The sequence below is a fragment of the Pseudomonas sp. 2VD genome, from assembly GCF_005503585.1.
In the GTDB taxonomy this organism is placed as follows: Bacteria; Pseudomonadota; Gammaproteobacteria; order Pseudomonadales; family Pseudomonadaceae; genus Pseudomonas; species Pseudomonas aeruginosa.
This window is the reverse complement of the sequence record NZ_SCND01000227.1, coordinates 1-9,976: the sequence shown is the minus strand read 5'-3', so window position 1 is coordinate 9,976 and position 9,976 is coordinate 1. Positions and strand designations below refer to the sequence as shown.

The 9,976-nt window shown below is 69.0% G+C and carries 7 protein-coding genes and 1 pseudogene; 7 read left to right on the top strand and 1 reads right to left on the bottom strand.

Going from position 1 to position 9,976, the window contains the following annotated elements:
• Positions 1-205: pseudogene (locus FFS27_RS21645) on the top strand (bifunctional tRNA (5-methylaminomethyl-2-thiouridine)(34)-methyltransferase MnmD/FAD-dependent 5-carboxymethylaminomethyl-2-thiouridine(34) oxidoreductase MnmC); the annotation flags it as partial.
• Between the two features lie 100 nt (positions 206-305).
• Entirely contained in the window at positions 306-1,058 is a 753-nt protein-coding gene (locus tag FFS27_RS21640; RefSeq protein ID WP_003117537.1) for a sulfite exporter TauE/SafE family protein, read from the top strand.
• 242 nt (positions 1,059-1,300) lie between these two features.
• On the opposite strand, the gene FFS27_RS21635 is transcribed toward FFS27_RS21640, so the two are convergent.
• Complete coding sequence (locus FFS27_RS21635; protein ID WP_003091943.1) at positions 1,301-1,774, bottom strand: MarR family winged helix-turn-helix transcriptional regulator; 474 nt, start codon at positions 1,772-1,774, stop codon at positions 1,301-1,303.
• A gap of 142 nt (positions 1,775-1,916) precedes the next feature.
• Between FFS27_RS21635 and FFS27_RS21630 the strand changes: the two genes are divergently transcribed.
• From FFS27_RS21630 to FFS27_RS21610, 5 genes are all read left to right on the top strand, one after another.
• Entirely contained in the window at positions 1,917-3,686 is a 1,770-nt protein-coding gene (locus tag FFS27_RS21630) for an N-acetylglutaminylglutamine amidotransferase (protein ID WP_003106635.1), read from the top strand.
• 40 nt (positions 3,687-3,726) lie between these two features.
• Entirely contained in the window at positions 3,727-5,484 is a 1,758-nt protein-coding gene (gene ngg, locus FFS27_RS21625; protein ID WP_003111433.1) for an N-acetylglutaminylglutamine synthetase, read from the top strand.
• A complete protein-coding gene (locus FFS27_RS21620; protein ID WP_003111432.1) occupies positions 5,481-6,677 on the top strand; it encodes an osmoprotectant NAGGN system M42 family peptidase in 1,197 nt (398 codons plus the stop codon). The genes ngg and FFS27_RS21620 overlap by 4 nt, the downstream gene beginning before the upstream one ends.
• A 137-nt stretch (positions 6,678-6,814) precedes the next feature.
• Positions 6,815-9,571, top strand: a complete 2,757-nt coding sequence (locus FFS27_RS21615; protein WP_021265120.1) for a hybrid sensor histidine kinase/response regulator — start codon at positions 6,815-6,817, stop codon at positions 9,569-9,571.
• A gap of 50 nt (positions 9,572-9,621) precedes the next feature.
• Positions 9,622-9,852, top strand: coding sequence for a YheU family protein (locus tag FFS27_RS21610; RefSeq protein ID WP_003091959.1), 231 nt, complete (start codon positions 9,622-9,624; stop codon positions 9,850-9,852).
• Positions 9,853-9,976: the final 124 nt, after the last annotated feature.

Sequence of the window (9,976 nt, the reverse complement as noted above, 5' to 3'; positions counted from 1 at the left end):
GCCGGAGCGGGCCTGCCCCTGGCTGCCAGGCCTGTACCTGAACAGCGGCCACGGCTCGCGCGGGCTGATCAGCGCGCCGCTGTCCGGCGAACTGCTGGCGGCGTGGATCTGCGGCGAGCCGCTGCCGCTGCCGCGCGCGGTGGCCGAGGCCTGCCACCCGAACCGCTTCCTGCTGCGCGACCTGGTGCGTGGGCAGCGCGGCTGAAGCCCCGGGCGCACCGATTTGCGCTACCCTTCGAGCCTGCCGCACGCGCAGGCCATACCGGACCACCGGCTGGCTCACCCGCGGAAACAGTTGATCGACGATGGATGTACTGCTCTTCGAATCCCTGGGCATCGGCGCCGTTCTCGGCCTGCTGCTCGGCCTCACCGGCGCCGGCGGCTCGCTGGTCGCCCTGCCCCTGCTGCTCAGCCTGCACCTGCCGCTGCGCGACGCCATCGGCGTGAGCCTCGGCGCGGTCGCCCTGTCGGCGCTGATCGGCGCCATCCCGCGCGCGCGCCAGGGCCAGGTGGCCTGGCGGCCGGTGCTGGTCCTGGCGCTGGCCGGCCTGCCGAGCAACGCCGTCGGCCAATGGCTCGGCCGCTTCGTCCCGGAAGGCGTGCTGATCGTCGCCTTCTGCCTGCTGGTGCTCTGGTCGGCCTGGCGCATGTGGCGCGGCGCCGGGATGAAACGCGAGGCCAGCGACCAGGCACGGAGCCTGCCGCTGCTCGGCATCGGCCTGGCGGTCGGCTTGCTGTCGGGATTGATGGGCGTGGGCGGCGGTTTCCTGGTGGTGCCGGGGCTGCTCTGGTTCACCCCGCTGTCGATGATGGCCGCCACCGCCACCTCGATGGCGGTGATCGCGCTGGTCTCCGGCGGCGGCTTCCTGATCTACCTGACCGGCGCCCACCCGCCGCTGCCGCTGCTCGGCGGCCTCGCCGCCGGCGGCGCGGTCGGCGTGCTCGGCGGCAACCTGCTGGCGCAGCGCCTCGGCGGCCCGACCCTGCAACGCCTGTTCGCGCTGATGCTGGTGGCGGTGAGCTTCTCCCTGGCGGCGCAGAAGCTCTACGGCGGGTAGCTTTCCTCGGCGGCCGGGGCACCGGGGAAGCGGCGTCATGCGCCCTGCTCGACGGTCATGCCATGTCGTCGGGCGGATATCGCTGGGTCGGCGGATAACGCCGACGGCGTTATCCGCCCTACGCGGAGGTCACGCCATGGCGTACAACGCGCTTGTCCACCAGCCTGCACCGGCAAGGCATCGGCAGGTTCGCCAGGTAAAGACCGCCGACGCGACTGTCTTTCGTAGCGAACCTGACGCCCTCACTCTTCTTCGACGTCCTCTTCCGGCAGGCCGAACAGGTCGGCCGCGCGCAGCAGCGCGGCCAGCAGGCCGTGGCGCTCCCACTCGGGCAACGCGGCGAAGCGCTCGATCACGTACTCCGGCAATAGCGGCGGCGCCTCCGCCAGGGCTTCGTGGCCGGCCGGGTCGAGGTGCAGCCAGGACTTGCGCCGGTCCTGTTCGTCGCGCCGACGATAGAGCAGGCCGCGTCCTTCGAGGCGGTCGAGCACGCCGGAGAGCGATGCCTGGGACAGGCTGACCAGCTTGGCCAGTTGCGTCGCGGTCAGTTCTCCCTCCACCGCCAGGACATGCAGGATCAGCAATTGCAGCGGGGTCAGGCCACCGTATCGGCTGAGACGCTTGGAGTGGATTTCGGCGGCCTGCTGGAGACGGCGGATGGCGCGGAAAATAGCGAGCGAATAGGTATCGGCAGCGGTCTTATTACTTTCAACCATAATAAATTCTTCGTTAAGGGTCCTGATAGGCCCGGAAAAATCGTATAGAACTCCTTCCAACTGTAACGGTCCTCTGTTAGGTAAGTCATGTACCCGGAAGGAGTACGTAACCCACTTCCCCAACGGAGAACCGGTAAGGAATATGTGCGGCATATCAGGAGAGTTTCGTTTCGACAACCAGGCAGCCGACCTCGCAGCGGTCGAACGCATCACCCACCACCTGGCCCCTCGCGGCCCCGACGCCTGGGGCTTCCACGCCCAGGGCCCGATCGCCCTCGGACATCGACGGCTGAAGATCATGGACCTGGCGGAAGCTTCCGGCCAACCGATGATCGATCCCGATCTCGGCCTGGCCATGGTGTTCAATGGCGCCATCTACAACTACCCCGAACTGCGTGGCGAACTGGAAAGCCTTGGCTATCGGTTCTTCTCCGGCGGCGACACCGAAGTTCTCTTGAAGGGGTACCATGCCTGGGGCGCCGATTTATTGCCCCGGCTCAATGGGATGTTCGCCTTCGCCGTCTGGGAGCGCGATCGCCAGCGGCTGTTCCTGGCCCGTGACCGCCTCGGCATCAAGCCGCTCTACTACAGCCTCGACCGCTCGCGCCTGCGCTTCGCCTCGAGCCTGCCGGCCCTGCTCAAGGGCGGCGACATCGCCAGCGACCTCGATCCGCAGGCGCTGAATTTCTACCTCAACTTCCACGCCGTGGTTCCCGCCCCGCACACCTTGCTGGAGGGCGTGAAGAAGCTGCCGCCGGCGACCTGGATGAGCGTCGACCTCGACGGAAGCTGCGAGCAGCGCACCTGGTGGACGCTGGACTACGGCCCGCGCCCGGACGAGCGCGAGCTGACGCTCGACGACTGGCAGGAGCGCGTCCTCGACGGCCTCCGCGAAGCGGTGGCGATCCGCCAGCGCGCCGCCCGCGAGGTCGGCGTGCTGCTCTCCGGCGGGGTCGATTCGAGCCTGCTGGTGGGCCTGCTGCACGAAGCCGGGGTGGACAACCTGCTGACCTTCTCCATCGGCTTCGAGGATGCCGGCGGCGAGCGCGGCGACGAGTTCCAGTATTCCGACCTGATCGCCGAGCGCTATCACACCCGCCACCATCGCCTGCGCATCGGCGAGCACGAAGTGATCGAGCAGTTGCCGGCGGCCTTCCGCGCCATGAGCGAGCCGATGGTCAGCCACGACTGCATCGCCTTCTACCTGCTCGCGCGGGAAGTCTCGAAGCACTGCAAGGTGGTGCAGAGCGGCCAGGGCGCCGACGAGCTGTTCGCCGGCTACCACTGGTATCCGAAGGTGGATGGCGCCGACGACGCCTTCGCCGCGTACCGCGCGGCGTTCTTCGACCGCGACCACGAGGAATACCTGGCCACCGTCGGCGAGCGCTTCCGCGTCGAGGACGTCGCCGGGCGCTTCGTCCGCGACCACTTCGCCAGCCCCGGCGCCGAGGCCGCGGTGGACAAGGCGCTGCGCCTGGACAGCACGATCATGCTGGTCGACGACCCGGTCAAGCGGGTCGACAACATGACCATGGCCTGGGGCCTGGAAGCCCGCGTGCCGTTCCTCGACTACCGCCTGGCCGAGCTGTCGGCGCGCATTCCCGCCCGCTTCAAGCTCGGCGACGGCGGCAAGCAGGTGCTCAAGGGCGCCGCGCGCAAGGTGATTCCCAGCGAAGTCATCGACCGGCCCAAGGGCTACTTCCCGGTGCCCGGCCTCAAGCACCTGCAGGGCCGCACCCGCGAATGGGTACGCGAGCTGCTGCTCGACCCGAGCCAGGACCGCGGCCTGTTCCAGCCGGCGATATTCGATCGCCTGCTGAGCGATCCGGACGGCGACCTCACACCGCTGCGCGGCTCCAAGCTGTGGCAGTTGGCCGCCCTCAACCTCTGGCTCAGCGAACAGGGACTTTGAAAATGGGCCCCCAACGCAGGGGCCCGAACCAGGAGCGATCATGAAAGGCCACTTGCATCTGCCTCACCCGCACAACCAGCGCCTGCAACGTATCCAGGCGCCCACCTACGAACGCCTGCAGGCGCGTCTCGCCGAAGATCACAGCGAGCCCACCGAGAAACCGCTGAGCATCCACTGCGGCTGGGGCCGCCTGCTGATCGGGCAGACCTACCCGGACGCCGAGGAACTGGCCCGCGACCTGTTGCAGGAAGCCCCTGGCGAACGCGACATCGCGCTCTACGTGGCGGCGCCGCAGCAGGTCCTGGCCCACGCCCCGCAGCAGCTCTTCCTCGATCCCTCGGATACCCTGCGCCTGTGGTTCACCGACTACCGCCCGGCGCGTCGTCCGCCACGCGGTTTCCGCATCCGCCGGGTGCATACCGAGGAGGACTGGGCGGCGATCAACCGCCTGTACCTGGCGCGCGGCATGCTTCCGGTGCAGACCGAGCGCCTCAGCCCGCGCCACCAGGGCGGGCCGATCTACTGGCTGGCCGAGGACGCCGACACTGGCGTCGCGGTAGGCACGGTGATGGGCCTCAACCACGCCAAGGCGTTCCAGGACCCGGAGGGCGGCTCCAGCCTCTGGTGCCTGGCGGTGGACCCGCAATGCAGCCGGCCGGGCGTCGGCGAGGCGTTGGTGCGGCACCTGGTCGAGCACTTCATGAGCCGCGAACTGGCCTACCTCGACCTCTCGGTGCTGCACAACAACCAGCAGGCCAAGGCGCTCTACCGCAAGCTCGGCTTCCGCGAACTGGCGACCTTCACCATCAAGCGCAAGAACGGCATCAACCAGTCGCTGTTCCTCGGCCCCGGCCCGGAGGAAGACCTCAACCCCTACGCCCGGATCATCGTCGACGAGGCCCACCGGCGCGGCATCGAGGTGCGCGTCGACGACGCCGAGGGCGGCCTGTTCACCCTGACCCAGGGCGGCCGGCAGATCCGCTGCCGTGAATCGCTCTCCGACCTGACCACGGCGGTAAGCATGACCCTCTGCCAGGACAAGGTCCTCACCCACCGCGCCCTGCAGCACGCCGGCCTGCGCCAGCCGCAGCAGCGCCTGGCCGGCAGCGCGGAGGAAAACGCCGCGTTCCTCGCCGAGCACGGTTCGCTGGTGGTCAAGCCGGTGGACGGCGAGCAGGGCCAGGGCGTGGCGGTGGACCTGCGCACCGCGGAAGAGGTCGAGGAGGCCATCGAGGCCGCCCGCCATTTCGATTCGCGCGTGCTGCTGGAGAGCTACCACGCCGGCCACGACCTGCGCGTGCTGGTGATCGGCTACGAGGTGGTGGCCGCCGCCATCCGTCGTCCCGCCGCGGTGATCGGTGACGGCCGGCACAGCATCCGCGAGCTGATCGAGGCGCAGAGCCGCCGGCGCCAGGCCGCCACCGGCGGGGAAAGCCGCATCCCGCTCGACCACGAGACCGAGCGCACCCTGCGGGCCGCCGGCTATGGCTACGACGACGTGCTGCCCAGCGGCGAACACCTGGCCGTGCGGCGCACCGCCAACCTGCACACCGGCGGCATCCTCGAGGACGTCACCGACGCCCTCCATCCGGCCCTCCGCGAGGCCGCGATCCAGGCCGCGCGGGCCCTGGAAATACCGGTGGTGGGCCTGGACTTCCTGGTCGAGGCCGCCGACCAGCCCGACTACGTGATCATCGAAGCCAACGAGCGCGCCGGCCTGGCCAACCACGAGCCGCAGCCGACCGCCGAACGCTTCGTCGATCTTCTCTTCCCCCTCAGCCGCGAGGTGCCTTCATGACCCCTCTGCCACAACCGGACCTCAACTACCTGCAACGGGTGCTGCTGGAGATGCTCGCCATCCCCAGCCCCACCGGCTTCACCGATACCATCGTGCGCTATGTCGCCGAGCAGCTCGACGAACTTGGCGTGCCCTTCGAGATGACTCGCCGGGGAACCATCCGGGCGACCCTCCAGGGCCGCCTGAATACCCCGGACCGGGCGGTTTCCGCGCACCTCGACACGATCGGCGCGCTGGTCCGCGAGATCAAGCCCAACGGCCGCCTCGGCCTGGCCCCGGTAGGCTGCTGGTCGAGCCGTTTCGCCGAGGGTAGCCGGGTCACGGTGTTCACCGAACAGGGCGTGTTCCGTGGCAGCGTGCTGCCGCTGCTGGCTTCGGGCCACGCCTTCAATACCGAGGTGGACAACCTGAAGATCAGCTGGGACAACATCGAGCTGCGTCTCGACGCCTATACCGCCAGCCGCGCCGACAGCGAGAGCCTGGGCATCTCGGTGGGTGACTACGTAGCCTTCGATCCGCTGCCGGAGTTCACCGAGAGCGGCCATATCAGCGCCCGCCACCTGGACGACAAGGCCGGGGTCGCGGCGCTGCTGGCGGCGCTGAAGGCGGTCAAGGAAAGCGGGCAGGAGCCGCCGATCGACTGCCACCCGCTGTTCACCATCACCGAGGAAGTCGGCTCCGGCGCCGCCGGCGCCCTGCCCTGGGACGTCAGCGAGTTCGTCGGCATCGACATCGCCCCGGTGGCCGAAGGCCAGAATTCCAACGAGCACAGCGTCAGCGTGGCCATGCAGGACTCCGGCGGGCCCTACGACTTCCATCTGTCGCGGCACCTGCTGCGGCTCGGCGAGCGCCACGACATCGCCCTGCGCCGCGACCTGTTCCGCTACTACCACAGCGACGCGCAGTCGGCGATCGCCGCCGGCCACGACACCCGCGCCGCGCTGCTGGCGTTCGGCTGCGACGCCACCCACGGCTACGAGCGCACGCACATCGACAGCCTCGCCGCGCTGAGCCGCCTGCTCACTGCCTACATCCTCAGCCCGCCGGTCTTCGCCAGCGACGCCAAGCCCCGGGAAACCTCGCTGGAACGCTTCAACAAGCAGCTCGAGCATCCGGTGCACATGGAAAGCTGCACCCACGTCCCGCCGGTGGACGAAGTGCTCGACAGCAGCAACAACAGCGACAAGGGCTGAGCCCGCGCCGGCCTCCCCGCCCCCCGGGGAGGCCGCCCTCCTCTCCAGCCAACTGCTAGGCTGATGGCAGGTTCCCTCGCCTGTCTCATTTCCTCCGTAGCATCATGCGTGCCGACTCGTGTCCATGGAGTAGTTGCATGTCCCGACTCTGCCTGGTCCTGCTGTTGCTCTGCTGCGCGCTGCCGGCCCGGGCGCAGCCGCCCGCACCGCTGGACGGAGAGGACCTGCGCCTGTCCCTGGGCGCATACGCCGAGTACTACCGCGACGCCGGCGGCAAGGCGCGCCTGGGCGACATCCTCGCCTTGCCGGCCCAGGCCTTCACCGCCCTGCGCGGCGACCACGCGAACTTCGGCAAGAACGCCGCGGCCTGGTGGTTCAGGGTGCGCCTGGACAACCGCAACGGCGCCGACCTGGCCGGTTTCCTGGAGGTCAACTACCCGCTGCTGGACGACCTCAAGGTCTACCTGCTGACCGCCGATGGGCGCATCGAACAGCAGGAGAGCGGCGACCTGTTCGCCTTCTCCCAGCGCCCGGTGCAGGTGCGCAACTTCTGGTTCCCGCTGCGACTGCCGCCCGGCGAGAGCACCCTGCTGCTGCGCGTGCAGAGCAGCAGCACCGTCTACCTGCCGCTGTACTTCAGCACCTACGCGGCCAGCGCGGCCAGCCAGGAAACCCTGATGGGCTTCAACGGGGCCTTCTACGGGGTGCTGTTCGGGTTGTTCTGCTACAACCTGTTCCTCTTCGTCTCGCTGCGCGAGGCCACCTACGCCTGGTACCTGCTGTACAACCTCAGCCTCGGCCTGTTTTCCGCCAGCTTCGACGGCCTGCTGTTCAAGCTGCTGCCAGGACACGTGGCGCTGGAGTCGGCCGGCATCTACCTGCTGATGTACCTGAGCTGCCTGGTGTCGATCCAGTTCAGCCGCGGCTACCTCTACACCCGCCGCGACTTCCCGCGCCTCGACCGCTTCCTCCGCGGCATGCTGCTGGCCTGCGTGGCCCTGTTGGCCAGCGAGCCGCTGGTGGGGTTGCGCGCCTGGAACGTCCTCGCCAGCCTGACGGTGATGCTGGTATCCCTCAGCCTGCTGCTGGCCGGCGTCCACGTCTGGCGCCAGGGCCTGCGCTACGGCCTCTACTACATCCTGGCCTGGGGCGCGCTGCTGCTGTCGTTCCTGGTCACCACCGCCGCCTCGCTGGGCTTCGAACTGTTCGGCCTGTTCGGCAGCAGCGTGGTCAAGATCGGCATGACCGTGGAACTGGTGACCCTGTCCATCGGCCTCGCCGACCGCATCAATGCGCTCAAGGAGGAAGGCTTCCGCTCGCGCCAGGCGGCCGAGCAGGCGCGGGTGGAGAACGAGGCGAAGAGCCGCTTCCTGGCGAAGATGAGCCATGAGATTCGCACCCCGCTGAACGGCGTGCTGGGCATGCTGCAACTGCTCCGCGATACCCCGCTGGATCGCGGCCAGGCGGCCTACGTGGAGACCATCGCCAGCTCCGGCAGCGCGCTGATGTCGGTGATCAACGATATCCTCGACTACGCTCGCATCGAGTCCGGCAAGCTGCACCTGGAGCGCATCGACTTCGACCTGGAGGAACTGCTCTCCGACACCCTGGCGCTGTTCAGCGCCCAGGCCGTGGAAAAACGCCTGCGCCTGCATCTCGGCCTGGACAGGGGCGTGCCGCGCCGCCTCAACGGCGACCCGACGCGGTTGCGCCAGGTACTGATGAACCTGCTCAGCAACGCCCTCAAGTTCACCGCCGAAGGCCATGTCGCCGTGCGCGTGCAGCGGCGCTTCGACGAGGGCGGACGCGAGCGCCTGCTGTACAGCGTCAGCGACAGCGGCATCGGGATATCCGCCCAGGCGCAGAAGACCCTGTTCGAATCCTTCTCCCAGGCCGACTCCAGCACCACCCGCCGCTACAGCGGCAGCGGCCTGGGCCTGGCGATCAGCCGCGAGCTGGTGCAGATGATGGGCGGGCGCATCGAGGTGAGCAGCGAGCCGGGCAAGGGCACCCGGTTCAGCGTCGACCTGCCGCTCAGCCCCGCCCTCGAGGCCGGCGAAGCGGACGAACTGGCGCAACTGCTGCAACACCGTCCGGCCCTGCTGGCCAGCGAGGACAACCTGACCCTGGACTGCCTGCAGGCATTGCTGGAGCGTTGGGGGCTGCGGGTCGAACGCTGCCTGCAGCCGAGACGGCTGAACGCCTACCTGGAGGACTTCAGCGCACCGCCCCTGCTGGTCCTGGCGGCGCCCTGGCCGGGCCCGCCGTCGATCTGGCTGGACACCCTCTATGCGCAACTGGAGCAAGGCCAGCGCATCCTCCTGCTATGCCCGCCGCAGCACTGCCAGGACCTGCCGCCGCACGAAGGCCTGCGCCTGCTGGCCCTGGCCCAGCCGGTGGCGGTGAAGGCCCTGCGCGAAGCCCTGCTGGAACTGTACCGGGAGCGGCGCCGACAGCCAGGGCGGAGCAGCGAGGCGGCCCCGGACGAACGCCTGGACGCCCCATGCATCCTGGTCGCCGAGGACAACCCGGTGAACCAGCTGGTGGTGCGCGGCTTCCTCGCCAAGCGCGGCTACGCGGTGCGCCTGGCCGGCAACGGACGGCTCGCGCTGGACGAGTACCTGCGCGACCCGAACGGCATCCAGTTGATCCTGATGGATGGCGAGATGCCGGAAATGGACGGCTTCGAGGCGACCCGCCTGATCCGCCGGGAGGAGCGTGCCCAGGGCTGGCCGCGCGTCCCGATCGTCGCCCTGACCGCGCACATCCTCGACGAACACCGCCGGGCCGGAATCGAGGCCGGCATGGACGCCTACCTCGGCAAGCCGGTGGACCGGGCGGAACTCTATGCCACCCTCGAACGCCTGCTCGGCCAGCCTTCGCGACAGGCATGACAGTACGCGATGCGTCGCGCTAGCATTCGCCGCCATACCGGAGTACCGCCATGCTGATCCCCCACGACCTGCTCGAAGCCGACACCCTGAACAACCTGCTGGAAGACTTCGTCACCCGCGAAGGCACCGACAATGGCGACGAGACCCCGCTGGACGTGCGTGTAGAACGCGCCCGGCATGCCTTGCGGCGGGGCGAGGCGGTGATCCTGTTCGACCCGGAGAGCCAGCAGTGCCAGTTGATGTTGCGCAGCGAGGTGCCTGCGGAGCTGTTGCGCGACTGAGTCGCGGTATCGACCCGCCTGGCGAGACGGGTTCGCCGCCCTGCACACCCCGGAAACGCCGGACAGCGCCCCCGCTCCGTAGGGCGAATAACCGCTCGCGGTTATCCGCCCGCCCCCTCCCTCC